Source organism: Rhodobacteraceae bacterium M382 (assembly GCA_025141015.1).
In the GTDB taxonomy this organism is placed as follows: domain Bacteria; phylum Pseudomonadota; class Alphaproteobacteria; order Rhodobacterales; family Rhodobacteraceae; genus Aliisedimentitalea; species Aliisedimentitalea scapharcae.
In genome coordinates, this window is record CP081098.1 from 273,910 (window position 1) to 300,263 (window position 26,354).

Below are 26,354 nucleotides of genomic sequence, written 5' to 3' on the forward strand. Positions count from 1 at the left end.
AATGACCCAATGACTCCCCAAGGCGGCCACAAACTGGCCGCCTTTTTCCATGACAGTTGTCCCGACCTGCTAGGTAGTGGAGGGTGTCATGTTGAACAAACGTCTGGCCGTAATGATTGGTGGAACCGCAGCCTGTGCGCTGGGAATTGGCTTTGTCATGCAAAAGACGATTCCGGCCCCGCAACCGGTGCCGGTTATCCAGGCCCAAACTATCAGCGATCCGGTCATTCAGACCAATCCTGTCTCGGATGAGCCGTTGGAAATCGACGGTATCACCCTGACGTCGGCGCAACCCGACGAGGACCTGATCGTTGCCCGTTCAACCGCGCCGGATCAATTGCCGGAAACTCCCAAAGACCCGAAAACGCCCCGCTTGGGTTGTGATGTAGATCTGTCCGCCATCGCCGTGGACCAGGGTCATGTCCGGATTGGCGTCATTGCGCCTTGCCAGCAGAATGAACGTCTGACTGTGCATCACAGCGGTCTGATGTTCAGCGCCGCGACGGATGAAAACGGGATCTATTCTGTGCTTGTTCCGGCGATGTCAGAACAGGCTGTCTTTATCGTCGACTTTGCCAATGGAACTGACATGGTTGCGTCGGTGTCTGTTTCGGATTTGGCCGAATATGATCGCATAGCTGTTCAATGGAGCGGCAATTCGGGTTTTGAAATTCATGCCCGTGAATTTGGTGCCGGATACGGAGATGATGGGCATGTCTGGTCCGGGACGGATACATCTGCAACAGGTCAGGTCGTTCGATTGGGTGAAAATCAGGGCCTGAACCCGCTGATGGCCGAAGTCTACACCTTCCCCCGCGCCACCAATACCCAGTCAGGATCCATCGCGATGACAGTCGAAACAGAAGTCACGGCCCACAACTGCGGCAAGGACGTTTCGGCCCAATCCATTGAATTGCGTGGCGGTCAATCCCTGCGCACCCGCGATATGGTGCTCTCTGTCCCGAATTGTTCTGCAATTGGTGACTTTCTGGTGTTGAATAATTTGGTGGATGACCTGAAAATTGCGGCCAAGTGATCCGCAATTTTAATAGGATTCTCACATGGCTTTTCTTCGTGCGGCGGTCTTCGCCGCACTTTTTCTTGGTTGGATTGTACCAACACCTGCCCGGGCACAAGATGTTACTCTGACATCGCCAGATGGTGCGGTCGAAATTTCGGGAACCCTGTTGGGGTTTGATGGCGAATTTTATCGGGTTGATACCCAATATGGCGAACTGACAGTGGACGGGTCCGGGGTAATTTGCGACGGGCCAGGATGCCCGAACCTCTCGGAATTTGTTGCCGAGCTCGCCTTTTCCGGGTCATCGGCCATGGGTGAGGTGTTGCTGCCTGCCCTGATCGAAGGATTTGCGCTGCGCAAAGGGCTCAGAACCAATCGCATAAACCAGGATCCGACCCATTTTGATTATAGCCTGCACCGGCCTGATGATGGTGTTGCTGTTGCCAGGTTTTTGTTTCGCATCACCACCACTGACGAAGGATTTGCCGACTTGTTGGCGAATGAGGCCGACGTGGTTATGGCGCTGCGGGAAATTCGGTCAAATGAACATCAGCGCGCCTACGAAGCGGGTATGGGCAATATGACTGATGCCCGGCGCAGCCGTGTTCTGGCATTGGATGCTATGGTTCCAGTGGTCGCGCCGGGAAATCCGGTACGGACGGTTTCCGTTCCACAATTGGCACAAGTCTTTTCTGGTCAGATCGTGAACTGGCAGGAACTGGGGGGACCAAATGCACCAATTGCCCTGCACTTGCCTGCGGTTGGATCTGGAATGGCACAGGCGGTCGAAGATCGCCTGTTGGCTCCGGTTCGCTTGGATGTTGCCGACGACATTCAGCGACACGATCGCAGCGGTACCTTGGCGCGCGCGGTCACCACTGATCCGTTCGCGTTGGGTATCGCCAGCTTTTCCGAGACCGGCACCGCCCGTCCGCTGACACTGACAGGATCCTGCGGCTATCGATTGTCGGCGACCCGCCGCACGATCAAGACCGAAGACTACCCGTTGACCTCGCCCATGTTCCTGTATCTTCCGGCCCGCCGGCTCCCCCAGATCGGTCGCGAGTTTCTGTCCTATGCCCAAAGCCCGGCAGCCCAGGTTGTCATCCGCCGTGCCGGGTTTGTCGACCAGGCACCAGAGTATATTCGGGTCAGCGCACAGGGAGATCGCCTGGCCAATGCGATCCAAGCCGCGGGGGAAGAGGTTAAGCTGTCCGAGTTGCACAGGATGGTGAAAATGATGAAACCGACAACACGGTTGTCGACGTCGTTTCGCTTTGAGACCGGATCAACACGTCCGGATGCGCAGTCTCGGGCAAATATCGCGCAATTGGCCCGGGCGCTAGAGGTCGGCACTTATGATGCGCGCAAACTGATCTTTGTCGGGTTTTCTGACGGGGAAGGCGCTGCTGAGGGAAACCGTAGGATTGCCTTGAAGCGGGCACAGGCGGTTCGGGATGCCGTGCTGGCCGCGGCCGAGACGATGGATTCCACCCGTACTGAAATTGGGATCGAAGCCTTTGGCGAGGCCTTGCCCATGGCCTGTGATGACAGTGCATGGGGACGCCAGGTAAACCGGCGGGTCGAGGTCTGGGTGAGGTAACCCGTTCTCTGTCCGAGCCATATTGGCGATCTATGTGTGACCGCCTTTCTCTCTCCGGGTTTTGACCGGGAATGGAAAGGCGCGGCCCATCGGGCAGGAGGGCTTGTGTGCGGCCGGCGGGGCGCGCATCGGACCCTTTACAGATATCCTTCGCTGCGAAAGCTGAGCTCAGTTGATTTTCCGATGATCAGATGGTCGTGCAAGGAAAGACCCAGGGCAATACAGGCCTGATTGATCTGATCTGTCATCACGATATCAGACTCAGACGGTGTTGGATCACCAGACGGATGATTGTGAACGAGGATCAAGGCAGTGGCATTCAGTTCCAGCGCCCGCTTGGCAACTTCGCGTGGATACACCGGAACATGATCGACGGTGCCGCGCGCCTGTTCTTCGTCTGCAATCAGCGTGTTCTTTGGATCCAGAAACAGAACGCGGAATTGTTCGGTCTCTCGATGTGCCATCGTGGTGTGACAATAGTCCAGGACTGCGTCCCAGCTCGAAATCACATGACGCTGCATTACCCGCGCGCGGGCCATTCGGTGGGTGGCTGCCTCGACGATTTTCAGATCGGTGATGACTGCATCTCCGATACCTTGGATCCGGGCGAGCTGGTCGGGTTGGGCGGATAACACCCGGTTGAAGTCGCCAAAGTGATCCAGCAAAGCCCGAGCTACCGGTTTCACATCCCGACGCGGTATCGAGCGAAACAGGAGAAGTTCAAGAAGTTCGTAGTCTGGAATAGCAGCGGCACCACCAGTCATAAAGCGGTCCCTTAGGCGCGCACGGTGGTCTTTGATATAGGAGGGAAGCTGGCCAGTTGGCAGCCGCGTAGCCGGGGCCTCTTCGCCGTCGGCAAACAGCGGCAGCGACATTTCCTGAAAGGCAGACGGGCGGCTCATTCAGGGACAATAGCTCGATCATGGTGAAGAATTCGTTAACCCGCTGGGGCCGGACATTGTGTGATGAATGTCGCGCACAAGGGGCTTTGCCCCCGCAGCCTGTGGCTGCTCCCCCAAGGTATTTTGGACCAGAAAGAAGCAACAAGGTCACAGGAACCCCGCAAAAAAACCCGCGGTTTGAAGCCGCGGGTTTCTTTGGTTCTTCTGAATGGGATCGCGATGCTTAACCCTTCATCGAATCCCAAAAGCTTTTGACAGACTTGAAGAAGCTATTGCTTTCAGGGTTGTTGTCCTCGCTCAGATCATTGAACTCGCGCAACAACTCCTTTTGACGGGAGGTGAGATTGACGGGTGTTTCCACAGCCAATTCAATGAACATATCGCCGATTCCACCGCCACGCAGAGCTGGCATGCCCTTGCCACGCAGACGCATCTGGCGCCCGGATTGACTGCCTTCGGGGATCTGAACCCGCCCGCGCCCACCGTCAATGGTGGGGACTTCGATAGAGCCGCCCAGGGCAGCCTTGGACATGCTGACCGGCACCCGGCAATAAAGATTGACGCCATCGCGTTCGAACAGATCATGTTGGGCCACCTCGACAAAGATGTAGAGATCACCCGGTGGGCCGCCGCGCATGCCCGCCTCGCCTTCGCCGGCCAGGCGAATTCGCGTGCCGGTTTCAACGCCGGTGGGGATGTTGACGGACAGTGAGCGATCTTTTTCCACCCGACCCTGACCGTGACAGGATTTACAGGGGTTCTTGATCACCTGGCCCAAACCCGAACAGGTGGGACAGGTGCGTTCGACGGTAAAGAACCCTTGTTGCGCGCGCACCTTACCCATGCCGGAACATGTCGGACAGGTGGTTGGTTCGACGCCACCTTCGGCTCCTGTTCCATCACAGGAAGAACATCCCACAGCTGTGGGCACCCTGATGGTCTTTTGCAGGCCGGAAAAGGCGTCTTCGAGCGTGACGCGCAGGTTATAGCGCAAATCCGATCCACGCGCCGCACGACGGCCGCCACCGCCACCGCGGCCCCCCATGAAGTCTCCGAACAGGTCGTCGAAGACATCCGAGAATGCCGAAGAGAAATCACCAGACCCAAAACCGGGGCCTCCGGGACCACCGGGGCGCCCGCCGCCACCCATGCCATTTTCGAAAGCTGCATGGCCAAAGCGGTCATAGGCCGCCTTTTTCTCGGCGTCCTTCAGAACTTCATAGGCCTCGCCAGCTTCCTTGAACTGGGCTTCGGCATCGGGGTTGTCCTTGTTGCGGTCGGGGTGCAGTTCCTTGGCTTTGCCGCGGAACGCTTTCTTGATTTCATCCGCCGATGCGCCTTTGGACACGCCGAGCACTTCGTAATAGTCGCGTTTTGACATCGATCTATCCTTTTGCCTCAACGAAAGCGGGCCGGTCCGGGGTCCGGACCGGCCCATTTTTGGCCAAGTTCACGCCTTAGCGCTTGTTGTCGTCCAGGTCTTCGAATTCGGCATCGACGATGTCGTCATCGCCGGGACCGGTGTCTGTGTCGGCTGCCGCCGGTTCATCACCAGCTTCTTCGGCAGAGGCCTTGTAGATGGCTTCGCCCAGCTTCATGGCCGCTTCAGTGACGTTCTGGACACCGGCTTTGATCTTGTCGGCGTCTGCCTTGTCACTGTCGAGATCGTCCTTGAGCGCGGCAATCGCCAGCTCGATGGCTTCGATGGTGGTCGGGTCGACCTTGTCGGCGTGCTCTTCCATCGACTTCTCGGTGGAATGGATCAGCGATTCGGCCTGGTTGCGTGCTTCGACCAGCTCCTTGCGGGCCTTGTCGGCGTCGGCATTCTCTTCGGCGTCCTTGACCATCTTTTCGATGTCGTCGTCGGACAGACCACCCGAGGCCTGGATGGTGATCTTGTGCTCTTTGCCCGTGCCTTTGTCTTTGGCCTGAACCGACACGATGCCGTTGGCGTCGATGTCAAAGGTCACTTCGATCTGCGGCATGCCGCGCGGTGCGGGCGGGATGTCTTCGAGGTTGAACTGGCCGAGGATCTTGTTGTCGGCTGCCATTTCCCGTTCGCCCTGGAACACGCGGATGGTCACGGCGTTCTGGTTGTCTTCGGCGGTCGAGAAGACCTGAGACTTTTTCGTCGGGATCGTGGTGTTGCGGTCGATCAGGCGGGTGAACACACCACCCAACGTTTCGATCCCCAGCGACAGCGGGGTCACGTCCAGTAGAACCACGTCCTTGACATCGCCCTGCAGGACACCGGCCTGAATGGCAGCACCCATTGCAACCACTTCGTCCGGGTTCACACCCTTGTGCGGCTCCTTGCCAAAGAACTTGCTCACTTCTTCGGCCACTTTGGGCATACGGGTCATACCGCCGACCAGAACCACTTCGTCAATGTCACCGGCCGAGATGCCCGCGTCTTTCAACGCAGCGGCGCAGGGCTTCATCGACGCCTTGATCAGGTCGTTGACCAGCTGTTCCAGCTTGGCGCGGGTCAGCTTCATGACCATGTGCAGCGGCTGACCGCTGTTGGGGTCCATCGAGATGAACGGCTGGTTGATTTCGGTCTGGCTGGCAGACGACAGTTCGATCTTGGCCTTTTCAGCGGCTTCTTTCAGGCGCTGCAGGGCCATCTTGTCCTTGGACAGATCGACACCGTTTTCCTTTTTGAACTGGTCCGCCAAATAGTTGACGATACGCATGTCAAAGTCTTCACCACCCAAGAAGGTGTCACCGTTGGTCGATTTGACTTCGAACAGACCATCGTCGATTTCCAGAATGGTCACGTCGAATGTACCACCACCAAGGTCATAAACCGCGATGGTCTGGCTATCTTCCTTGTCCAGGCCATAGGCCAGAGCCGCAGCCGTGGGTTCGTTGATGATGCGCAGCACTTCCAGACCGGCGATCTTGCCCGCGTCTTTGGTGGCCTGACGCTGGGCGTCGTTGAAATAGGCAGGAACGGTGATGACTGCCTGAGTGACTTCCTCACCCAGATAGCTTTCCGCAGTTTCCTTCATCTTGCCCAAGGTAAAGGCCGAGATCTGCGACGGGGAGTATTTCTCGCCCTTGGCTTCGACCCATGCGTCGCCATTGCCACCGTCAACGATGTTGAAGGGGACCATTTTTTGGTCTTTGGTTACGGCAGCATCGTCGATACGACGGCCGATCAGGCGCTTGGCACCAAAGATGGTGTTGTCAGGATTGGTCACGGCCTGGCGTTTCGCAGGCTGCCCAACCAGACGTTCATTGTCGGTGAATGCGACGATTGAAGGGGTTGTCCGGGCACCCTCGGCGTTTTCGATAACGCGGGGCTGGCTGCCGTCCATGATGGCCACACAGGAGTTGGTGGTGCCAAGGTCAATGCCGATTACTTTGCTCATTTTTGATCCCTTTACTCTTCAAGGCGATTACCCGAGACCTGAACCCGTTTTGGCATCCTGGCCCCGATTCTCATGCGACGGGTGGGCTTCACCACATCGCGTCTCGGCGTATATAGGGAGCGAAAATACAGCCTGCAACCGCCCTTTGACGCTGGTTTTCGCGAATCTGTGATGAAATTGGAAAGTCTCTGGCAAGAAATGGAAATCAAGTGATGGTGCGGCTCAATGTTCGCGGGTTTGAAATTCACAAGTCCTTTTTGGATCCTGCCGCCCAGGCTGCGCTGATCGAGGCGCTGAAACCGGTCTTGAAAGCTGCGCCCTTGTTCACACCTACGGTGCCAAGCGGGCGCAAGATGTCCGTGCGTATGACATCGGCAGGAAAATTGGGCTGGGTGTCAGACACACAGGGATACAGATATCAGTCGGATCATCCTCTGGGGCAGCGGTGGCCACAGATTCCGTCCAAGGTTCTGGAGGTATGGCGGGATTTGGCAGGCGGAGTCCGGGATCCGGATTGCTGCTTGATCAACTATTATGGTGAAGAGGCCCGCATGGGGCTGCACCAGGACAAGGACGAGGCGGATTTTTCCTTTCCCGTGGTGTCTATTTCTTTGGGAGACGACGGATTGTTTCGCATCGGCCAACAGGCGCGCGGTGGCAAGACCGAATCAATCTGGTTGAACTCGGGAGATGTTGTGGTGATGGGCGGACCGGCGCGGCTGACTTACCACGGCGTGGACAGGATTCGGTTCAAATCGTCGCGTCTGCTACCCAAGGGGGGGCGGTTGAATCTGACGTTGCGCGTAGCGACCTAAGATTGGAAACAAAGGGGGTATGGGACCGCAGGCAGGTTTACCTGACTGCGCCACGCCCAACGGGCGGAAGCTCCCCGATAGGGGAGCAACGACGGGCGGGAGCCGCTGCTGATGCAGCAAGAGCGGACATTCAGGTCGCGAGCTGCGACGACTTGTCAGCGACGCGCACTCCAGCTGAGCGAAACCCGGCGGCGTGTGAAAAATTCGCCCATCAGGCCGATGACAATAAAGACAACACTCAGCCAGAACGCATATTGCCAAGTGGTGAAATGCGGATTGTAGTTGATGAACGCAAACCCTCTGGATTGGTCGATGATATGAAACAGAGGGTTCCAGTCGAACATGACCAACATGGATGATGGCAGCGTATTCGCCAGAAACATCTTGCCGGATGCGATCATGTTGGCCCGCTGGTAAACAGTTCGCAAAATGCCGGTGATACTGGGAAACCACGGCTGAAAACCCAACAATAGCAACCCGATCGAAACCCCTGAAAACCATGACATCAACACCATTCCGAATGTGCTGACCGGATCCTCGATGTGCACCGGAGTAAAAATGATGTGGTATCCCAACAGGATGATACCCATGGTCAATACCTGCAGATACAGGGTCGACATGGCCGCAGACACAATCGAAATAATCGAATTCATCGGTGAATGCATCATCATCGGGCTGTTGAGACTGCCCGCTCCCGCGACAGCGGAAATCGTCTTGGTCTGCAACATGAACAGCATGATACCTGTCATGATGTACAATATGATGTCGCCTCGAACTGCCGAGCTTCGCATGCCCATAAGGGCGAACATCAGATAGAACACGACAACAAAGGTGACGACCTGCATCAGGCTCATCCCCAACGCAACCAATGCGTTGTTATGCCGGGATCGGATATTGCGGACGATCGAATGAAAGGTGACCTCGGCCATGACCAACAGGCCGCCGATATTCGATTGATGCCGTCGTTGCTGAAACATGACAACCCGCCTTGTACGCTGCTGTACTCAATGTGACACGGAATTCTTGCTGTTCCGTTTCAAGCACACCATAAGGGGGCAAACGTGGATTTTCAATAAAACCCCATCGCTGGAGAGATTTCGTGAACTATGACGCCCTTATCCCGGTAATCCGTACTCTGGCCATTCAGGCGGGAACACGGATCATGAAATTCTATACGGCCGACGATTTTGACGTAAAGGTCAAATCGGACGACAGCCCCGTGACCGAAGCGGACGAAGCTGCGGATGCGCTGATCTCCGAAGGATTGCGGTCTGCGTTCCCGGACGTGATGTTGGTGACCGAAGAACAATCGGCGTCGCATTCAACCACCGGCGACACCTTCCTGATTGTTGATCCTCTGGACGGGACCAAGGAGTTCATTCACCGCCGCGGTGACTTCACCGTGAATATTGCACTGGTCGAAAACGGTGTGCCGACGCGGGGTGTTGTCTACGCGCCTGCCAAACAACGGATGTTCTTTACTCTGGCGGATGGGTCTACCGTCGAAGAAACCGGCGATTTCGACCCCGATACCATCGGCGCAACGCGCCCGATCCGCGTGGCAGACAGCGACAATGCGGCCTTGATGGTCGTGGCGTCCAAATCCCACCGTGATCAGGCGACCGAAGACTATATCAACAAGTATAATGTGAAAGACAGCAAGAGTGCAGGCTCGTCATTGAAATTCTGTCTGGTTGCCACGGGCGAAGCTGACATCTATCCGCGTGTCGGACGCACCATGGAGTGGGACACGGCTGCTGGTCATGCTGTTTTGCATGGCGCAGGCGGCAAGGTGGTGCGTTTTGATGACCATGCGCCCCTGATGTACGGCAAGGACGGGTATGCCAACCCGTTCTTCATCGCCTATGCACCGGGTGTAGAGCTGAAGGAAGCCTGATGTCCGTTCTGGTTGTTATCCCTGCCCGCTATGCCTCGACCCGATATCCGGGGAAACCACTGGTTCCGCTGACCGGTGCCAATGGAGACAAACGGTCTCTGGTCGAACGATCCTGGCTGGCAGCCAAGGCTGTGACCGGTGTTGACCGGGTCGTGGTGGCAACGGATGATGACCGCATCCGCGACGCAGCCCAAGCCTTTGGTGCCGAAGTGGTGATGACGTCTGTCGACTGTGTCAATGGGACTGAACGGTGTGCCGAGGCGCATGAGGTGCTGGGTGGGGGCTATGACATCGTGGTCAACCTGCAGGGCGACGCCCCGTTGACCCCGCATTGGTTCGTCGAAGATCTGGTTGCTGGCCTGCGCGACAATCCGGACGCCGAAATCGCGACGCCCGTTCTGCGCTGTGACGGTGCGGCGCTCAACAGCCTGTTGGCGGACCGCAAGGCGGGCCGTGTGGGCGGAACAACTGCGGTATTTGGTGCCGATCACGGTGCTCTCTACTTCTCCAAGGAAGTGATCCCCTACACCGCCGCAACCTATGCAACTGACGATGAAACGCCGGTCTTTCATCATGTCGGCGTCTATGCCTATCGCCCCGATGCACTGGCAAGCTACCCAGAGTGGAAGGTCGGCCCGCTGGAACAGCTGGAAGGCTTGGAGCAGCTGCGCTTCATGGAAAATGGCCGCAAAGTTCTGTGTACCGAAGTGGAGACGCGAGAGCGCCAGTTCTGGGAACTCAACAATCCAGAAGATGTACCAAAGATCGAGGCGATGATGGCAGAGATGGGATTGGATTGACCACTTTGCAGGCAGATCTCGTGCTTTTGACGCCTTCAAGATCGCTGGGGAAAAAATACTTGGAATTCACACAAGATTCCGCGGTATTTACAAGATACAATGGAATTGTGAGTATTTGTAATGTCGCTGTGTATAGACGTGAAAATTTCTTGATCGAGGATGGACCATGCGTAAAAAGGTAACAAAAGCAATCTTCCCCGTTGCGGGGATGGGGACGCGGTTTTTGCCTGCGACCAAATCGGTTCCAAAAGAGATCATGACGCTGGTGGATCGCCCGCTGGTTCAATACGCGATTGACGAGGCGCGGGCGGCTGGGATCAAGGAATTCATCTTTGTGACGTCGCGCGGCAAGGGGGCGTTGGAGGATTACTTTGATACCTCTCCTGTTCTGGAGCAGGAATTGCGCAAGAAGGGCAAGGACGAGCTTCTGGAGACGCTCAAGGCGACCAATATGGAAAGCGGTGCCATCGCCTATTTGCGTCAGCACCGGGCATTGGGTCTGGGGCATGCGGTCTGGTGCGCGCGGCGGCTGATCGCCAATGAACCTTTTGCCGTGATTTTGCCGGATGATGTCATTGCGGCCGAAACTCCCTGTCTGCAGCAGATGGTGGAGGCCTACGAAGAAACCGGCGGCAACATGGTTGCGGCGATGGAAGTCCCGCCGGAAAAGGCCAGCGCCTATGGGGTGCTGGACGTCAAGGAGGACATGGGGTCGATCGTGTCGGTCAATGGGATGGTCGAGAAACCCAAGGCCGAAGAGGCCCCGTCGAACCTGGCGGTCATCGGGCGCTATATCCTCAGCCCCAGCGTGCTGAGCAACCTGAACAAGATCAAATCCGGTGCCGGCGGGGAAATCCAGCTGACCGATGCGATCGCCGCCGATATCGACGCGGGCACGTCGGTGTATGGCTACCGCTTCCGCGGGCAGCGGTTTGACTGCGGCTCCAAGGCCGGCTTCCTGCAGGCCACCGTCGCCTTCGCCCTCGCGCGGGACGACCTCAGAGACGATCTCATGCAGTATCTCGAAGATATTCGGCAGGTCGGCAAAGCCGCGGAATAATCGCACCAGACATAATTTGATCGCATGCTGGCAACAGGCAGTGCGGGTTACTTTGCCCGCACGCTGGAACGCCAATGTTTGGCCCCGGTTTTGCCGGCTGCGCGGAATTATCTGACGACAGGTTGTGCATAGACAATCCAGTTGACCAAGTCGGCGACCCTGATGCCAAAACCAAAGGCGCGCGGGCGGCAGTGCAAATCTGGTGTGATCCCGGTCGGGTTGACCCTGCTGATGTTGACGGGGCCAGAACGATGGGCGGCGCTGGGCAATGAAGTGGTCACAAATGACCTCGGTGATTGCGGAGGTTTGAAAATGGCATCAAACTGGCCACTATGACCACGAAACACCTGCCTTTGACATGACGGACACGACCGCCCCGGGGATGCGCGCTTTGACTTGGCTTGAAGCCTACCGCATGCGGTGGAAGCGGCGACGGCTGCTGTGGCGGTCCTTTCGGTCGCGTCATCAGCTGACCGAAGTCGTCAACCGCACCCGAACCATTGCCCAGAGCGACATTCTGGTTGTGCTGGTCGTGCGCAACGAAGCCGGGCGGATCCCATATTTTCTAGAGTATTACAGAAAGCTGGGTGCGGGGCATTTTCTGGTTGTCGACAACAACAGCGACGATGGCAGCGATCAGTTGTTCGCCGGCCAACCTGATGTATCGCTGTGGCGCACCAGTGACAGCTATCGCGCGTCACGCTTTGGTCTGGACTGGATGACCTGGTTGCAGATCCGTTACGCAGACGGGCATTGGTGCCTGATGGTGGATGTGGATGAACTCATGGTGTTTCCGGTGGGCGACGGTGACACATTGCAGGAACTCTCGGCCAATCTGGAGGCCTGCAACCGCAACGCCTATGGCGCGGTTCTGTTGGACCTGTATCCCCAAGGTTCCCTGGGGATGCAGACATATGTTCCTGGACAGGACCCAACCGATGTATTGACCGGATTTGATGCTGGACCCTTTCGGGCCAAGCGACAATACCCGTTGGGCAACCTGTGGGTTCAGGGCGGTGCACGGGAACGTGTTTTCTTTGCGGATGATCCAGCACGCTCTCCGACATTGAACAAGCTTCCATTGGTCAAATGGAGCCGACGCTATGCCTATGTGAATTCGACCCATTCCATGCTGCCGCCTCAGTTGAATGGAACCTATGATGGGCCAGCTGGTCGTGAGCCGGGCGGCGTATTGTTGCACACCAAATTCCTGCCCGAGATTGTTTCCAAATCTGAAATCGAAAAACAGAGGCAGCAGCATTTCCATACCCCTGCCGATTTTGACGGGTATTATGATCGGATCACCCAGGCACCAGATATGTCGTTTGACGGATCTTTGCGCTACACGGGACCGCAGCAATTGGAGAAACTGGGCCTGCTTCGTCCGGTGCACAGGCCAAAAAGTGATGAATCGAGACAAATTGATGAAAAGAAGCCAGAACTGTAACGGTTTCTAAATTCATTGATTTATAGAAGAAAATTGTGACATATTGCGCAAAAAGGCTGGGGCAGACAGGATCAGGAGATCAGGGGTAACGGCTGCGCTTTTGGTTCAACGGGATTGGAAAGAACGTGGGCCTTTGGGATTCTTATCGAATGCGGGTACGGCGCAAACGCCGGATCATACGCTCCATTCGTAAATCCAGTGAGTTGAATGTGGTGCAGAACCACACCGGGCGTATTCGTCCGGACGATATCATTTTGGTTTCGACCATGCGCAACGAACAGATCCGCCTGCCGTATTTTCTGCGGTATTACAGGGATTTGGGCGTTGATCATTTCCTGTTCGTAGACAATGACAGCACCGACGGCACACAGGAGTATTTGATCGGGCAACCAGATATCTCGTTGTGGCACACACGTGCCAGCTACAAGCGGTCGACATATGGCGTGGACTGGATGAACTGGTTGCAGCGCAAATATTGTCACGAGCATTGGACTCTTGTTGTCGATCCGGATGAGTTTTTTGTGTTCCCGTTCTGCGACACACGGTCAATCCGGGCGTTGACCGACTGGCTGGATAATTCTGCCATTCGCAGCTTTGCCGCCATGTTGCTGGATGTTTATCCCAAGGGGCCGATTGATGCTGTGCCCTATCAGCCCGGCCAGGATCCACTGGATATTGCGTCGTGGTTCGACAGTGGCAACTATATGATTACCCGCAACCCGACCTACAGCAATCTATGGATACAGGGTGGCCCACGCAGTCGGGTGTTTTTTGCCAATGAGCCCAAAAAGGCACCAGCGCTGAACAAGACGCCTCTGGTCAAATGGGATCGAAAATACGCCTATGTCAGTTCAACCCACACGTTGTTGCCGCGAGGATTGAATCAGGTCTATGACGATTGGGGTGGCGAAAAGGCCAGCGGCATTCTGCTGCACACTAAATTCCTCGACACCTTTACCGCCAAGGCCCAAGAGGAACTGACCCGCGGTCAGCATTATTCGGAATCTGCCGAATACAAGGCGTACGCCGAACAGATCCATACCCAACCAGAACTGTGGTGCAAGTGGTCCGAGAAATATATCAACTGGCGCCAGCTTGAGATTTTGGGGCTGATGTCCAAGGGGAACTGGGCATGACGGTGGGGGTGGTCATGCTGGTGCATAATGCGCTCAACCGGGCCGAACAGGTGGCGCGTCACTGGACGGCAGGTGGCTGCCCCGTTGTTATTCATGTGGATCGCAATGTCTCCCGGCGCACCTATCGCAGCTTTGTCGAAGCGTTGTCGGATGACCCGAAGATCCTGTTCTGCAAGCGGCACAAATGCGAGTGGGGTATGTGGGGTATCGTTGCGGCGTCCCAATCCGGATCCGAATTGATGCTGAAACAGTTTGCCGACGTGCGACATGTCTATTTGGCGTCCGGGTCCTGCTTGCCGCTGAGACCCGTCCAAGAGTTGGTGGATTACCTGGCCGCTCGCCCACGCACAGACTTTATCGAAAGCGCTACAACAGCGGATGTGCCGTGGACGGTCGGGGGATTGGATGCAGAGCGGTTTACCCTCAGGTTTCCGTTTTCCTGGAAAAAACACCGTTTTTTGTTTGATCGATATGTGGATCTGCAACGTAAATTACGGGTCAAACGGATCGTTCCTGCCGGTCTGGTTCCCCACATGGGCAGCCAATGGTGGTGCCTGACCCGCCAGACCTTGTCGGCGATATTGCAGGATCCGGAACGACCGGCCTTTGATCGCTATTTCAAACGGGTCTGGATTCCGGACGAGAGCTATTACCAGACTTTGGTCCGCCAATTCTCCAGCAATATTGAAAGCCGGTCGCTGACATTGTCCAAATTCGACTTTCAGGGCAAACCGCATATTTTCTATGATGACCACCTGCAATTGCTGCGTCGGTCGGATTGTTTTGTTGCGCGCAAGATCTGGCCACGGGCCAACCGGCTGTATCAGGCGTTTTTGACTGACCAGGCGGGGGCGATGAAACGTACCGAGCCTAATCCGGGCAAGATCGACCGGATATTCGCCAAGGCGGTCGAACGTCGGGTCAAAGGGCGCCCGGGCCTGTATATGCAAAGCCGTTACCCCAAACACGGGGCGGAAAACGGGATTACATCGAACCCCTATTCCATCTTTGAAGGGTTTACCGAACTGTTCGAGAATTTCGAACCCTGGCTGGAAAAGGCGACAGGGGCGCGGGTCCATGGCCATCTTTTTGCGCCGGATCGGGTCGAATTTGCAGATGGGCAATCGATGATCAACGGTGCCCTGTCGGACAGCGCCGAACAACGTGACTACAACCCTAACAGCTTTCTGACCAACCTGATCTGGAACACCCGTGGTGAACGGCAATGTTTTCAATTTGGTCCGGCCGACAACCAAAAAATCAACTGGTTGATTGCACGAGACCCGAATGCCCAGATCTCGGTCATCTCCGGTGCCTGGGCGGTGCCACTGTTCAAGTCGAATCGCAATTTTGCCGACCTTCGGCGCGAGGCCGCCCGCCTGCAAAGAATCGAAAGCGACCATTTGGGCGTGCTGCGATCACAATATACCAAGGCGCGGGTGCGGATCTGGTCCATGGCCGAGTTTGTCGAAGCCCCGATGGAACCGATCCAGACGATAATCGACGAAGTCGGCCCGGTGAACCAGCGCCGCCTGACCGAAGCGCCAACCATGGTCGAACTCGAAGGGTTCGGGCAATTTCTGCAAAATCTAAAAAACCAGGGTATGCACCCGTATCTGATGGGGGATTTCCCGGTGGAACAAGGACCGATGAATATGCCAAAGCCTGTCCGAAAACCATATTTGGTGCGGTAACGTCGAATGTCCAACAGCTTTGATTACTTTGTTATTTTCGCGGAAATGCGAACAGGATCGAATTTTCTGGAAACCAACCTGAATGCATTCCAAGGGCTTGAATGCCATGGCGAGGCCTTCAACCCTCATTTCATTGGTTACCCGAACACGACCGAAATCCAGGGCGTCACTCAATCGGAACGCGATGCTGATCCGTCCAGATTGATTGACCGGATCAAACAGCAATCCGGAACCCTGGGCGGGTTCCGGTTTTTTCATGACCATGATCCGCGTGTGTTGGAGCTGGTGATGGACGACCCCCGGTGCGCCAAGATCATCCTGACCCGGAATCCATTGGAGAGCTACGTATCCTGGAAGATCGCCAAGGCCACCGGACAATGGAAGCTCACCAATGTCAAAAGCCGCAAGGAAGCGCAGGCGGTTTTCAACGGTGATGAATTTGGAGCCCACGTCGAGGCGCTGCAGGATTTTCAGGTGACACTGCTGAACCGGTTGCAGCGATCCGCGCAGGTGCCATTCTATATGCCGTACGAAGATCTTCAGGACCTGGATGTTCTGAACGGGTTGGCACGTTGGCTGGGATGCGATGATCAGCTGGAACATCTGGACAAAAGCTTGAAACGGCAGAATCCGGCCCCGATCACATCCAAAGTGGCAAACGTAGATGAAATGATTTCTGCGCTCGGTGGCATGGACCGGTTCAATCTGTCACGCACGCCCAATTTCGAACCCCGGCGCGGGGCCGCTGTGCCATCGTATGTGGCGGCTGTGGCAACGCCGTTGCTGTACCTGCCGATGCGCGGCGGACCGGAACAGGATGTTCTTCAATGGATGGCCGATCTGGACCGCGTGGCGATTGACAAGTTGCCAACCAAGATGAACCAGAAACAACTGCGCCAATGGAAGCGCCGCAGCATTGGCCACCGAAGCTTTACCGTGCTGCGCCATCCTGTTGCGCGGGCACATGCGGTGTTTTGTGATCGAATTCTGCAAACCGGCGAAGGCAGCTATCTCCAGATCCGCAATACTCTGCGCCGCCAGTTCCAACTGCCGATCCCCAAGGATTGGCCAAACAAGAGTTATAGCAAATCCGATCATCGCGCCGCGTTCGAGGTGTTTTTGGCCTTTGTCAAAGCCAACCTGGCAGGGCAGACAGGGATTCGTGTCGATGCGGCGTGGTGTACGCAGGCCCAGGCCCTGAGCAGTTTTGGTGATTTCAACTCACCGGATATGGTGCTGCGCGAAGAGGAGCTGGCCGAAATGTTGCCTTTGATGGCGCAGCGCTATGGGCATGTCGAACCACCCGTGCCGGTTTTGACCGGGGATGCCGAAAACGCGCCATTTGGTCTGGCCGAGATTTATGACAAGACCCTCGAAGAGGTCGTGGCAGACATCTATCAGCGCGATTACGTCATGTTCGGGTTCGGACCGTGGAAGAAAATGTGATTATCTCACAGGTCAGCTGGATGAGCCGGGTTCTGGTATCAGGCAGCTGACGAGGCTGCGTCGTGCTGACCCCGGATCTGTGGAGATGTCACGGCCACTCCCGGTGCAAAGGGGTGGGACGTCAGGACCGTGCCCTGTGTTTCAATCGCGGTACCGGCAGCGATCTCGATCCATTCACCATTGTCAGCATCCAACGGCTCCGAAGAGATGATAATGCCGGTTTTACATTTGCGATAGAACAGGCTGGGGGCGTGACGGTCCGACGCATAGCGCGCCGCGAACAGGCGTTCTCCATCTGACCAGCAGGCTGCAAAACGCATGAACGGAAGGGCACCGCTGTCGCGGGACAGGGATTCTACCCGCGCAACAGCCCGCGCCATTGCCGCGATTGGATTTTGATCCAGCCCTTCGCCCAAAGCGATCAGGAAAATGGCCTCGCTTTCCGTGGCCCCCAATCTGTCTCCGTACAGAGAGGCCGGAATCATGCCATCCAGCTGTTGGCGGATGGCGTCATGCCCTCCGGCCTGGCCATTGTGCATAAAGCACCACCGGCCATAGCCGAAAGGATGGCAATTATTGCGCGATGTTGCCGTTCCGGTTGATGCCCGTACATGGGCCAAAAACAACCCCGAACGGGTATGATGTGTCAGTTGTTTGAGATTGGCGTCAGACCACGCCGGGTGCGTATCCTTGTAGAAACAGGGATTGTTGCGATCCGAATACCAGGCCAAACCAAACCCATCGGCATTGATGGCCGTCTTGCCGATCAGAGCATTTCGACTTTGCGCGACCAGCGACTGTTGCTGGTTCAAAACCAGCTCATCAAGATAACGCGGAGCACCGCTCCAGGCGAGAAACCGGCACATGGGATGTCTCCAAATTAAGATGGCGCATATTTACCCAGACGCGCGCGGGAAAATGTATCCAATATTGGGAAATAACGACAAAATTCAGATCAAATGATTGGGTATGCTCCTCTCAACCTATCAAAACCTTAATCCTGAAAATACGCGGGATATTCGGCGCGGAATCGTTCGGCCCATTCTTGGCTCAGTGCATCTGCGAGCTTCGCGGTTGGGGGTAGAATATCTTCCCCAAATTGTGACGCGAGACCCAGGAAATTCAGACACTTTGCCAGAGTACCCGCAGGGTTGGCGGCAAGTTCATCATAGGAAATGCGCATAGGAGATAGCCCCTCCTGCACGAACCAACCTTCCCATGCCCGCTCCATCTCAAGGAGCTCCAAGAGCGTTTTCTCTATCTGTTGGGGATCATAGACAGGCGGCTTGGGCGCAGACAGGCGTTCCAACTCGCTCCCGTCCGCGGCCCTGTGCCAAAGCCCGGTTTGAGTGGCTTTGACCAACGAGATCGCTTGTTCCAACTTGTTGCTTCGGGTCAGGTGGATAAAACGGGTCGATCCAAAAGAGGCCTGAATGCGATCCAGATCGCAATCGGCTTGTGGGTGGAGACCGCCGATTTGCTGAATGAAATGATCAAAGCTTGCCCTCTGTATCCTGAGACCAAATACTCCTGTATCGCCCGTACCGATTTCGATGGCTGCATTTACGACCGTTCGTACCGCCTGTTGCGCAGATGGATCCGTCGTGCGCACCCCATAGGCCTGCAACCATCCATCCAGCGACGTGCTGTGAAAATGAGAGTCTGGGTTTCCAGCAATACCCGTTGCTTTCAGCAATGTGCACAATAGCGTACTGCCGCTGCGCGGGGTGGTGCAAATGACATAAGAGGAAATGTGCGATTTTCCTGACACAGCACCAGTCCGTTACATGTCGCTGCAGGGACCTTTGTAGACCGGATGCGCAAAACGCCTATCAGGCAGCCTGAACAGATTGGCCTTCGGTCAGAATGGTGTACAGCGTCGCGGCGTCCAAATTGGCCCGCAATTTGGTGCAGACCGAGGCTTCGCGCAGTGTACGCGACACCAAAGCCAACGCCTTGAGATGTTCAACTCCGGCCTGTTCAGGCGCAAACAATGCAAAGGCGACATCGACCGGCTGACGATCCACGGCACCGAAATCCAGAGGCTTTTCTAGAATCACAAATACGCCGGTTACCCGGTCCAGATCTTCCAGACGCGCATGGGGCAATGCAACGCCATGGCCCACACCAGTTGGGCCAAGGCTTTCGCGCTCCAGCAGAGCTTCGAGCGTTGTCTGTGCGTCCAGCCCATAAGCGGACTGGGCCACATCAGATATGTCCTGGAACAGGCGTTTCTTACTCGACGCAGAGGCAATAACCTTTACGGCCTCAAGTGCGAGGATGCTCGAAAGTTCCATTGTTGCTTGCTCCGCTATCGCATTCTCGGATGCGCTGGGTCAGGTTGATTATGGATCGATCCAACCGATATTACCGTCTTCGCGACGATATACGACGTTCAATCCATCCTTCTTCTCGTTCCGGAAGATCAAAACAGGTGCCCCGGCCAGTTCCATTTGCATGACAGCTTCTCCTACGGTCAGGGACGGAATCTTGGTTTCCATCTCTGCCACGATGATTGGCTGCAACGATTCTGGTTCGGTCTCTTCTGTTTGCTCCTCCGATGCGAGGATATAAGAGGCTGCACCGAAGAGTTCAACCGGTTCGGAGCGATCCTTGTGATGATCCTTGAGTCGGCGCTTGTATCGACGTAGCTGGGTTTCCATCTTGTCACAGCAGCCTTCGAATGCGGCGTAGATCTCGTTCGCATGGGCTTTTGCCTGAGCGGTCAGGCCAGTGGACAGATGAATTGTGGTTTCGCACACATATTCATGCGCCGAACGGGAAAACACCACATTGGCGTCTGTCGGACGTTCGGCATATTTTTTCACCGCTTCGTTCAACTCGGTCTGCACATGGGTTTGCAGAGCTTCGCCAATGTCGATTTGCTTTCCACTGATTTGGTAACGCATGTGGTCTCCTTCACGTATTTTCATCTTCAGCACGGCCATCCAATCAGACGGGTCCGCTACCAGCCAAAGATGAGGGGAATAGGCCGACCCGCTGATTGCATGTGTCCAGACCTTTGGAGAAAGGTCAGATCCGGATGCGCAGAAAACAGCGTGTTTGCCATACTCCAATTCAGGCGCAACTGATCCAAAGTGTCAATGCAATCCAGTGCGGTTTTACCGGAATCTTTTTCCGGGGTCGGGAAACCGGCAAAACATCGCAGGTCTGCGCCAGACGCGTATGGGGCTGGGTCTGCTATGCGTGCGCGATCCGCTGGGGTCTGTGTTCAGCGCGCGACCGCGCGCTGCGTGGCCCAACGGCACCGGATGCTTTTTCAAAAGCAATCCGTGCGGGCGGGAGCGCCGCCTGACGGGTTACGAAATCCGAAAATTGTCACCCAGATAAACACGGCGCACGTTTTCGTTGTCGACCACCTCGTCCGGGGTGCCTGACATCAGAACCTGCCCGTCGTGCAGGATATATGCCCGATCCACGATCTCGAGCGTTTCGCGCACGTTATGGTCGGTGATCAGCACGCCAATCCCGCGTTTTTTGAGGTCGGCAACCAGATGGCGGATGTCTCCCACGCTGATTGGGTCAACGCCTGCGAATGGTTCATCCAGCAACAGGTATTTGGGGTCAGCGGCCAGGCAACGGGCGATTTCGACCCGGCGACGTTCACCGCCCGACAGGGCCAATGCAGGGGCGCGGCGCAGGTGCTCGATGGAAAACTCTGACAACAACTCTTCGAGCCGTTCACGCCGCTTGTGGCGATCGCGCTGCGAGATATCCAGAACGGCGGTGATATTGTCTTCGACCGACAGCCCGCGGAAAATCGACATTTCCTGTGGGAGATAACCGATACCCATGCGCGCGCGACGATACATTGGCAGGCTGGTGGCGTTCTGGCCATCAATGGTCACAGTGCCGGCCTCGGGGAAAATCAAACCGGCAATCGCATAGAAGCTGGTGGTTTTTCCAGAGCCGTTGGGGCCCAACAGGGCCACGACTTCGCCCCGGTCCAACGTCATGGACACATCCCGGATCACAATGCGTTTGCGATAGGATTTGCGCAGCTTGTCGATACGCAGCCCCGAAGACCCCGACGTTACAGTCAAATTGGGGCGCGCCATCAGTTGTTGCCGTCGGAATTGAGAACAGTTTTAACGCGGCCGATCATCTGAGCCGTTCCATCGGTCAGATGTACGGTCATCCTGTCCGAGGTCAACGCATTGGGACCCTGGGTCAACAGAACATTGCCGCTCATTTCGATGACACCGCTGTCGATGGTGTAATCCGCCCGCTCCGCTTCTGCGGCGTCTGGGCCATTGACCAGCAAAACGTCTCCGGTTGCTTCCAGCCGTTGAATGCTGCTGGCTTCTTGGTTGTAGATCACAAGAACCCGGGCGGCAGACAGCTTCATCACGCCCTGGTTCACCAGGACATTTCCGGTGAATTCCGCAGATCCGTTTTCCTGATTGACGTCCAGATTGTCGGCGGTGACTTCGACCGGCAACGATGGGTCCGCCTTGACTGCGCCAAAGGCGACATTGGTCCCTTCTGCCGCCGCCACGGCGCCAGTCGCCATGAAGGTCAGTGAAATTAGAAGGCGACGCAAGTAGATCACAGGTTATCTTTCCGGCTTTTGGGGGGTGTATATCAGCTTCACGCCCTCATTGAAAAGCATGTGCACGGGGCCACCTTCACTTTTTGATGAAAAATGCATCGTTCCAGCCGTAAAGTCACCGATTGGACCGGCTCCGGTGATTGGTCCGGGGCTGTTTCCGGACACGCCGCTCAATGCGGTGTTCAGACGATCGGTATTGATGACGATCCCGGTCGACGACACGATTTCGACGTTGCCGATAAAGCTGGCCTTGTCCTTGTCCAACCGCACCCGTCCCGTATCTGATTGCAGGGTCATTTCCGACCCGTCTGCCATGCGGATGCGGGCATTCAGATCGGTGGCAACTGCGGGAGTGTCATTGCCGCCCGGACGGGCCAGGCTGGCCGTGACCATGATCTCATCCCCCTGCGCTGTGGTGCCGGAAAAGAACGGGGCCGTAACCTGTTGGTCGCGGGTGCGCTCTTCGATTTCACGTTTGGCAAAGGGAATTTTGGTTTCGGTCTCGCTGCCGCGCGAAATCAGGAACAGGGTCGACAGCAAACCCAGTGCCGCCAGCGGCAGCAGCACCTTGAGAAAGGCAACAATGCGGGAATAGCCGTCCACTGTCCTATCCCAATCCGACGCGCAAACAATCGTGGATATGCAGCAGCCCGATCGGGTCGCCACCTGTGTCGGAATCCACAACCATCAGACAGGTGATGCGTGGCGAATTGGTGTTCATGAAGGCAACGGCTTCTTCGGCGAGCGCACCGGGGCGTATCGTGGCAGGATCGCGGGTCATGACGTCTTTGGCGCTCAGCGCCAGCAACCCCTCCATGTTTCGACGCAGGTCGCCGTCGGTAATGATGCCGACAAGCCCCCCGTCTGCGCCCACTACACCCGTGACGCCAAACCCCTTTTGGCTGATTTCGATCAACGCGTCGCCCATCGGGGTGTCCAACTGAACCAGCGGCAACTCATTGCCGGTATGCATCAGGTCCTGAACCTTGCTCAGCCGTGCGCCCAGTTTGCCACCTGGGTGGAATTCACGGAAATGTTCGGGTGTGAACTGGCGGTGTTCCATCAACGCAATGGCCAGGGCATCGCCCAGCGCCAATGTCATGGTGGTCGACGTGGTCGGAACGATGCCGGATCCGCAGGCTTCGGGCGCGGCGGGAAGCAACAGCGCCACATCGGACTGCTTCAACAGGGTCGATTCCGCCCGGCTGGCCACACCGATCAACGGAATGGCAAAACGGCGGGTATAGGCGACCATATCGGCAAGCTCTGGTGTTTCGCCAGAGTTCGACAGTACCAACGCCACGTCGCCCTGGGCCATCATGCCCAGATCCCCATGGCTGGCCTCGGCCGGATGTACGAAATGCGCCGGAGTTCCGGTCGATGCCAGGGTCGCCGCGATCTTGCGCGCGATATGGCCCGACTTGCCCATGCCCGAGATGATCACCCGACCTGTTGCATTCAGCAACGTGTCCACGGCCTGGTCAAAGCTGTCATCCAGGCTGTCAGCCAGCAGGCTCAGTGCCTGGGCTTCGATGCCGACAACCCGGCGGGCGGTGTCCTGAAACCCGCTCATGAGTGCGCAAAAATGTCGATTTCGGGCCAGCCTGCCAGGTCCAGCTTTGCCCGCATGGGCAAAAAGTCGAAACAGGCCTGGGCCATCTCGGTACGTCCTTCGCGGGCCAAACGTTTGTCCAGCTGTTCACGCAGACGGTGCAGGTGCAGAACATCGGATGCGGCATATTCCAGTTGCGCATTGGTCAGGGTTTCGGCCCCCCAATCACTCATTTGCTGCTGTTTGGAAATGTCGACCCCGATCAGCTCTTGTGTCAGGTTCTTGAGCCCATGGCGGTCTGTATAGGTGCGTACCAGACGGCTCGCGATTTTGGTGCAATAGACCGGGGCGGTCAGCGCGCCAAAGGCATTGTACATGGCGGCAATGTCAAACCGGCCGAAATGAAACAGCTTGAGCACGTTGGGGTCGGTCAGCATTGCGCACAGGTTGGGGGCTTGGGTCTGACCTTTTTCGACCTGCACGATATGTGCATTGCCGTCGCCTCCGGACATCTGGATCACACACAGGCGGTCGCGATGCGGGTTCAACCCCATGGTTTCACAGTCGATGGCCACGATTGGGCCCATATCCAGCCCATCGGGCAGATCGTTTTTGTACAGATGGTTGGCCACGATGTCGTCCCTTTGGAGAATATATGGATCGGGACTGAGATAGGCGCTTTGGCGGGCAAACTCAACGGGCGGGCACCTGCAATCGCGCCGTTCGCCATTCCCCGCTGATGCACAGACCCGATAGTCCGACAAAGCACCGCGATTCGTGGCGGAGCTGGATTTTGTCTGTGAGATTTCTATCGGGGAATTTGGTGCCCAGGAGAGGACTCGAACCTCCACGTCCAAAAGGACACTAGCACCTGAAGCTAGCGCGTCTACCATTCCGCCACCTGGGCAGGTGTCGTGAGGGGGCGTTTAAGCCCAGTCGCTGAGGGTGTCAATCGGAATAATCCGATTTTTTTCAAACTTCTTGAACATTCCTGTGGAAAAAAAATGGTGCCGTATCGGCGGCAACGCAGCGAAGCCTGCAAAAGCGGCGTTTTGCGCCTTGTTTGCCGGGGTTCAGAGCGGTAGATCGGTGTCAAAGCTAACTCGCAGGAGCCATACCATGTCCAAGCTGGTCACGATTTACGGCGGTTCAGGCTTTGTCGGGCGTTATATTGCGCGCCGCATGGCCAAAGAAGGTTGGCGCGTTCGCGTCGCCGTGCGTCGCCCGAACGAGGCAATGCATGTCAAACCTTATGGTGTCGTGGGGCAGGTTGAACCCGTGTTCTGCAATGTCCGCGATGATGCATCGGTCGCCGCCGTTATGCAGGATGCGGATGCGGTCGTGAACTGTGTCGGAATCCTCAACGAAACCGGCAAGAGCACATTTGACGAGGTGCATGTCCAGGGCGCTGGGCGGATTGCCCGGATCGCAGCTGATCAGGGTATCGCCACAATGGTGCACCTGTCCGCAATTGGCGCGGATGCAGAGGCCGCGAGCGCGTATTCTCGCAGCAAGGCCGCTGGCGAAGCCGCTGTTCTGGCGCATATGCCGGGTGCCATGATCCTGCGCCCGTCGGTTATCTTTGGGGCCGAAGACGGGTTCTTTAACTTCTTTGCCGGGACAACCCGGTTTGGTCCGGTTTTGCCGATTGCCGGGGCCGACACGCTGTTTCAGCCGGTTTATGTGGATGATGTGGCCAAAGCAGCGGTCAAAGGGCTGTTGGGCGAAGTGCCGGGCGGTATCTATGAATTGGGTGGCCCAGAGGTCAAATCGCTCGGGGCGCTGCTCGACCAGATGCTGGACGTGATTCACCGTCGCCGTTTGGTATTGCCGATGCCCGGATTTGTCGCGCGCCTGTTGGCCGGTAGCCTGGATATCGTGCAATTTGTCAGCTTTCAGCTGATATCCAACAACATCCTGACGCGTGATCAGGTGCGCAGCCTCAAGACCGACAATGTTGTGGCCGAAGATGCGAACAGCTTTGCTGAGCTGGGGATCAAGCCGGTAACTCTGGCGTCGGTTCTGCCGGATTACCTGTGGAAATTCCGGCCTTCGGGTCAATATGATGCGATCAAGGATTCGGCCAAGAACCTGCAAACCTGACGGGTATCTAGGACACTGGAACAATGCAGCGCGTCAGCCATCAGGTTGGCGCGTTTTCTTTTGCATGGGGGTCGGGATTGCCGGGCTGTGGCGCGCCCCTTAGTTGCTGTAGGCGATGATCAGCAGAACGGATCCCAGAACCACCCGATAGATCACATATGGGGTGAAGCTGACGCTTTGCAGCAACCGCATCATCAGGCTTAGCGCGGCCAAGGCTGAAACACAGGCAAGCCCGGCTGCGATCAGCGCATCCCGGATGACGCCGGGATCTGCCTGGACCGCGACTTGGGTGCCCAGCAGGATGCCCGAGGCCAGAATCGTAGGGATCGACATCAACATCGACAGGCGCGCCGCATCGGTGCGGTCATATCCCAGGGTGCGGGCACCGGTGATGGTGATGCCGGACCGAGAGGTGCCTGGGATCAAGGCCAGAACCTGCCACAGCCCCATGATCAGCGCATGTTTTGCTGTCCAGTCTTTGGCCGTGTTGGTGGACGGGCTGTGGGTGTCGGCCCAATACAGAACCGCACCGAATCCCAACATGGTCCAGCCGATGACGGTCATGGACCGCATGGCATCGCTGAGCCCGGTGACATGCAGGATCGCCCCGGCGATCACGGTCGGGATCGTGGCAATGATCAGGCCCAGCGCCAGTTTTGCCCCCGGTGTATCGCACCGCCCCATGGCGAGCCGCGGTAGCCCTGCCAGCCCTGTTGAAACGTCGCGCCAGAAATAGATGACCACGGCCACCAGGGTGCCCACATGAACCGCCACATCGATGGTTTGTCCCTGGTCGTCCAGTCCGGTCAGGCTGGGCAACAGAATCAGGTGACCAGAGGACGAAATGGGCAAAAATTCGGTGATACCCTGGATCACGGCAACGAGTATCAATTGAAAAAGCGGCATGAGGCAAAAAACCTGAGGAGTA

At 56.7% G+C, this 26,354-nt stretch carries 25 protein-coding genes and 1 tRNA gene; 11 read left to right on the forward strand and 15 right to left on the reverse strand.

Features of this window, described 5'->3' with window-relative positions:
• The first annotated feature begins 88 nt into the window (after window positions 1–88).
• Window positions 89–1,036 (forward strand): hypothetical protein, encoded by a 948-nt coding sequence (locus K3727_01290; GenBank protein ID UWQ91481.1) that lies wholly within the window; start codon window positions 89–91, stop codon window positions 1,034–1,036.
• Between the two features lie 25 nt (window positions 1,037–1,061).
• Window positions 1,062–2,624: a substrate-binding domain-containing protein gene (locus K3727_01295; protein UWQ91482.1), complete on the forward strand. Its 1,563-nt coding sequence runs from the start codon at window positions 1,062–1,064 to the stop codon at window positions 2,622–2,624.
• A gap of 137 nt (window positions 2,625–2,761) precedes the next feature.
• Here the strand turns inward: K3727_01295 and radC are convergent, their stop codons facing one another.
• The 3 genes from radC to dnaK form a co-directional block, all read right to left on the reverse strand.
• On the reverse strand, window positions 2,762–3,526 hold the full coding sequence (gene radC / locus K3727_01300; GenBank protein ID UWQ91483.1) for a DNA repair protein RadC: 765 nt from the start codon (window positions 3,524–3,526) through the stop codon (window positions 2,762–2,764).
• 223 nt (window positions 3,527–3,749) lie between these two features.
• A complete protein-coding gene (dnaJ, locus tag K3727_01305) occupies window positions 3,750–4,907 on the reverse strand; it encodes a molecular chaperone DnaJ (protein UWQ91484.1) in 1,158 nt (385 codons plus the stop codon).
• A 76-nt stretch (window positions 4,908–4,983) separates the two neighbouring features.
• Window positions 4,984–6,903, reverse strand: coding sequence for a molecular chaperone DnaK (dnaK, locus tag K3727_01310; GenBank protein UWQ91485.1), 1,920 nt, complete (start codon window positions 6,901–6,903; stop codon window positions 4,984–4,986).
• Between the two features lie 212 nt (window positions 6,904–7,115).
• Between dnaK and K3727_01315 the strand changes: the two genes are divergently transcribed.
• Window positions 7,116–7,718, forward strand: coding sequence for an alpha-ketoglutarate-dependent dioxygenase AlkB (locus tag K3727_01315; protein ID UWQ91486.1), 603 nt, complete (start codon window positions 7,116–7,118; stop codon window positions 7,716–7,718).
• Window positions 7,719–7,873: 155 nt separating this feature from the next.
• Here the strand turns inward: K3727_01315 and K3727_01320 are convergent, their stop codons facing one another.
• A complete protein-coding gene (locus K3727_01320) occupies window positions 7,874–8,695 on the reverse strand; it encodes an ABC transporter permease (protein UWQ91487.1) in 822 nt (273 codons plus the stop codon).
• Window positions 8,696–8,817: 122 nt separating this feature from the next.
• Here K3727_01320 and cysQ point away from each other — a divergent pair, with 122 nt between their 5' ends.
• The 7 genes from cysQ to K3727_01355 all read left to right on the forward strand — a co-directional run bounded on the left by cysQ (window position 8,818) and on the right by K3727_01355 (window position 17,198).
• Window positions 8,818–9,615, forward strand: coding sequence for a 3'(2'),5'-bisphosphate nucleotidase CysQ (gene cysQ, locus K3727_01325; GenBank protein ID UWQ91488.1), 798 nt, complete (start codon window positions 8,818–8,820; stop codon window positions 9,613–9,615).
• A complete protein-coding gene (locus K3727_01330; GenBank protein UWQ91489.1) occupies window positions 9,615–10,415 on the forward strand; it encodes a 3-deoxy-manno-octulosonate cytidylyltransferase in 801 nt (266 codons plus the stop codon). The genes cysQ and K3727_01330 overlap by 1 nt, the downstream gene beginning before the upstream one ends.
• 166 nt (window positions 10,416–10,581) lie before the next feature.
• Window positions 10,582–11,475: a UTP--glucose-1-phosphate uridylyltransferase GalU gene (gene galU, locus K3727_01335; GenBank protein ID UWQ91490.1), complete on the forward strand. Its 894-nt coding sequence runs from the start codon at window positions 10,582–10,584 to the stop codon at window positions 11,473–11,475.
• Window positions 11,476–11,833: 358 nt separating this feature from the next.
• Window positions 11,834–12,922 (forward strand): glycosyltransferase family 2 protein, encoded by a 1,089-nt coding sequence (locus K3727_01340; GenBank protein ID UWQ91491.1) that lies wholly within the window; start codon window positions 11,834–11,836, stop codon window positions 12,920–12,922.
• Between the two features lie 149 nt (window positions 12,923–13,071).
• The gene (locus K3727_01345) at window positions 13,072–14,058 is read left to right on the forward strand and encodes a glycosyltransferase family 2 protein (protein UWQ93228.1); all 987 of its coding nucleotides are present in this window, start codon (window positions 13,072–13,074) and stop codon (window positions 14,056–14,058) included.
• Window positions 14,055–15,752, forward strand: a complete 1,698-nt coding sequence (locus K3727_01350) for a beta-1,6-N-acetylglucosaminyltransferase (GenBank protein ID UWQ91492.1) — start codon at window positions 14,055–14,057, stop codon at window positions 15,750–15,752. The genes K3727_01345 and K3727_01350 overlap by 4 nt, the downstream gene beginning before the upstream one ends.
• A gap of 6 nt (window positions 15,753–15,758) precedes the next feature.
• Window positions 15,759–17,198: a nodulation protein NodH gene (locus tag K3727_01355; protein ID UWQ91493.1), complete on the forward strand. Its 1,440-nt coding sequence runs from the start codon at window positions 15,759–15,761 to the stop codon at window positions 17,196–17,198.
• A 38-nt stretch (window positions 17,199–17,236) separates the two neighbouring features.
• On the opposite strand, the gene K3727_01360 is transcribed toward K3727_01355, so the two are convergent.
• The 10 genes from K3727_01360 to K3727_01405 all read right to left on the reverse strand — a co-directional run bounded on the left by K3727_01360 (window position 17,237) and on the right by K3727_01405 (window position 24,230).
• Window positions 17,237–18,064 (reverse strand): class II glutamine amidotransferase, encoded by an 828-nt coding sequence (locus K3727_01360; GenBank protein UWQ91494.1) that lies wholly within the window; start codon window positions 18,062–18,064, stop codon window positions 17,237–17,239.
• Window positions 18,065–18,192: 128 nt separating this feature from the next.
• Complete coding sequence (locus K3727_01365; GenBank protein ID UWQ93229.1) at window positions 18,193–18,951, reverse strand: Stf0 sulfotransferase family protein; 759 nt, start codon at window positions 18,949–18,951, stop codon at window positions 18,193–18,195.
• Window positions 18,952–19,030: 79 nt separating this feature from the next.
• Window positions 19,031–19,495 carry a PTS sugar transporter subunit IIA gene (locus K3727_01370; GenBank protein ID UWQ91495.1) on the reverse strand — a complete coding sequence of 155 codons (465 nt, stop codon included), beginning with the start codon at window positions 19,493–19,495 and terminating at the stop codon, window positions 19,031–19,033.
• 48 nt (window positions 19,496–19,543) lie between these two features.
• Window positions 19,544–20,107, reverse strand: a complete 564-nt coding sequence (gene raiA, locus K3727_01375; protein ID UWQ93230.1) for a ribosome-associated translation inhibitor RaiA — start codon at window positions 20,105–20,107, stop codon at window positions 19,544–19,546.
• Between the two features lie 411 nt (window positions 20,108–20,518).
• Window positions 20,519–21,277 (reverse strand): LPS export ABC transporter ATP-binding protein, encoded by a 759-nt coding sequence (gene lptB, locus K3727_01380; protein ID UWQ91496.1) that lies wholly within the window; start codon window positions 21,275–21,277, stop codon window positions 20,519–20,521.
• Window positions 21,277–21,732 carry an LptA/OstA family protein gene (locus K3727_01385; GenBank protein ID UWQ93231.1) on the reverse strand — a complete coding sequence of 152 codons (456 nt, stop codon included), beginning with the start codon at window positions 21,730–21,732 and terminating at the stop codon, window positions 21,277–21,279. The genes lptB and K3727_01385 overlap by 1 nt, the downstream gene beginning before the upstream one ends.
• A 42-nt stretch (window positions 21,733–21,774) precedes the next feature.
• On the reverse strand, window positions 21,775–22,374 hold the full coding sequence (locus tag K3727_01390; protein UWQ91497.1) for a hypothetical protein: 600 nt from the start codon (window positions 22,372–22,374) through the stop codon (window positions 21,775–21,777).
• A gap of 4 nt (window positions 22,375–22,378) precedes the next feature.
• On the reverse strand, window positions 22,379–23,344 hold the full coding sequence (locus tag K3727_01395; protein ID UWQ91498.1) for a KpsF/GutQ family sugar-phosphate isomerase: 966 nt from the start codon (window positions 23,342–23,344) through the stop codon (window positions 22,379–22,381).
• Window positions 23,341–23,955 carry a ribonuclease D gene (locus K3727_01400; protein UWQ91499.1) on the reverse strand — a complete coding sequence of 205 codons (615 nt, stop codon included), beginning with the start codon at window positions 23,953–23,955 and terminating at the stop codon, window positions 23,341–23,343. The genes K3727_01395 and K3727_01400 overlap by 4 nt, the downstream gene beginning before the upstream one ends.
• A 189-nt stretch (window positions 23,956–24,144) precedes the next feature.
• A tRNA-Leu gene (locus K3727_01405) sits at window positions 24,145–24,230 on the reverse strand.
• Between the two features lie 212 nt (window positions 24,231–24,442).
• On the opposite strand from K3727_01405, the gene K3727_01410 reads away from it, so the two are divergent.
• The gene (locus K3727_01410) at window positions 24,443–25,426 is read left to right on the forward strand and encodes a complex I NDUFA9 subunit family protein (GenBank protein UWQ91500.1); all 984 of its coding nucleotides are present in this window, start codon (window positions 24,443–24,445) and stop codon (window positions 25,424–25,426) included.
• Between the two features lie 99 nt (window positions 25,427–25,525).
• On the opposite strand, the gene K3727_01415 is transcribed toward K3727_01410, so the two are convergent.
• Complete coding sequence (locus K3727_01415) at window positions 25,526–26,332, reverse strand: undecaprenyl-diphosphate phosphatase (GenBank protein UWQ91501.1); 807 nt, start codon at window positions 26,330–26,332, stop codon at window positions 25,526–25,528.
• Window positions 26,333–26,354 lie beyond the last annotated feature (22 nt).

What these genes read in the sequence shown, in the direction of transcription:
- K3727_01290 (UWQ91481.1), top strand. Translation starts at nt 89, where the DNA reads ATGTTGAACAAACGTCTGGCCGTAATGATTGGTGGAACCGCAGCCTGT.
- K3727_01295 (UWQ91482.1), top strand. Translation starts at nt 1,062, where the DNA reads ATGGCTTTTCTTCGTGCGGCGGTCTTCGCCGCACTTTTTCTTGGTTGG.
- radC (UWQ91483.1), bottom strand. Translation starts at nt 3,526, where the DNA reads ATGAGCCGCCCGTCTGCCTTTCAGGAAATGTCGCTGCCGCTGTTTGCC.
- dnaJ (UWQ91484.1), bottom strand. Translation starts at nt 4,907, where the DNA reads ATGTCAAAACGCGACTATTACGAAGTGCTCGGCGTGTCCAAAGGCGCA.
- dnaK (UWQ91485.1), bottom strand. Translation starts at nt 6,903, where the DNA reads ATGAGCAAAGTAATCGGCATTGACCTTGGCACCACCAACTCCTGTGTG.
- K3727_01315 (UWQ91486.1), top strand. Translation starts at nt 7,116, where the DNA reads ATGGTGCGGCTCAATGTTCGCGGGTTTGAAATTCACAAGTCCTTTTTG.
- K3727_01320 (UWQ91487.1), bottom strand. Translation starts at nt 8,695, where the DNA reads ATGTTTCAGCAACGACGGCATCAATCGAATATCGGCGGCCTGTTGGTC.
- K3727_01330 (UWQ91489.1), top strand. Translation starts at nt 9,615, where the DNA reads ATGTCCGTTCTGGTTGTTATCCCTGCCCGCTATGCCTCGACCCGATAT.
- galU (UWQ91490.1), top strand. Translation starts at nt 10,582, where the DNA reads ATGCGTAAAAAGGTAACAAAAGCAATCTTCCCCGTTGCGGGGATGGGG.
- K3727_01340 (UWQ91491.1), top strand. Translation starts at nt 11,834, where the DNA reads ATGACGGACACGACCGCCCCGGGGATGCGCGCTTTGACTTGGCTTGAA.
- K3727_01345 (UWQ93228.1), top strand. Translation starts at nt 13,072, where the DNA reads ATGCGGGTACGGCGCAAACGCCGGATCATACGCTCCATTCGTAAATCC.
- K3727_01350 (UWQ91492.1), top strand. Translation starts at nt 14,055, where the DNA reads ATGACGGTGGGGGTGGTCATGCTGGTGCATAATGCGCTCAACCGGGCC.
- K3727_01355 (UWQ91493.1), top strand. Translation starts at nt 15,759, where the DNA reads ATGTCCAACAGCTTTGATTACTTTGTTATTTTCGCGGAAATGCGAACA.
- K3727_01360 (UWQ91494.1), bottom strand. Translation starts at nt 18,064, where the DNA reads ATGTGCCGGTTTCTCGCCTGGAGCGGTGCTCCGCGTTATCTTGATGAG.
- K3727_01370 (UWQ91495.1), bottom strand. Translation starts at nt 19,495, where the DNA reads ATGGAACTTTCGAGCATCCTCGCACTTGAGGCCGTAAAGGTTATTGCC.
- raiA (UWQ93230.1), bottom strand. Translation starts at nt 20,107, where the DNA reads ATGCGTTACCAAATCAGTGGAAAGCAAATCGACATTGGCGAAGCTCTG.
- lptB (UWQ91496.1), bottom strand. Translation starts at nt 21,277, where the DNA reads ATGGCGCGCCCCAATTTGACTGTAACGTCGGGGTCTTCGGGGCTGCGT.
- K3727_01385 (UWQ93231.1), bottom strand. Translation starts at nt 21,732, where the DNA reads ATGGCGACTGGCGCCGTGGCGGCGGCAGAAGGGACCAATGTCGCCTTT.
- K3727_01395 (UWQ91498.1), bottom strand. Translation starts at nt 23,344, where the DNA reads ATGAGCGGGTTTCAGGACACCGCCCGCCGGGTTGTCGGCATCGAAGCC.
- K3727_01410 (UWQ91500.1), top strand. Translation starts at nt 24,443, where the DNA reads ATGTCCAAGCTGGTCACGATTTACGGCGGTTCAGGCTTTGTCGGGCGT.
- K3727_01415 (UWQ91501.1), bottom strand. Translation starts at nt 26,332, where the DNA reads ATGCCGCTTTTTCAATTGATACTCGTTGCCGTGATCCAGGGTATCACC.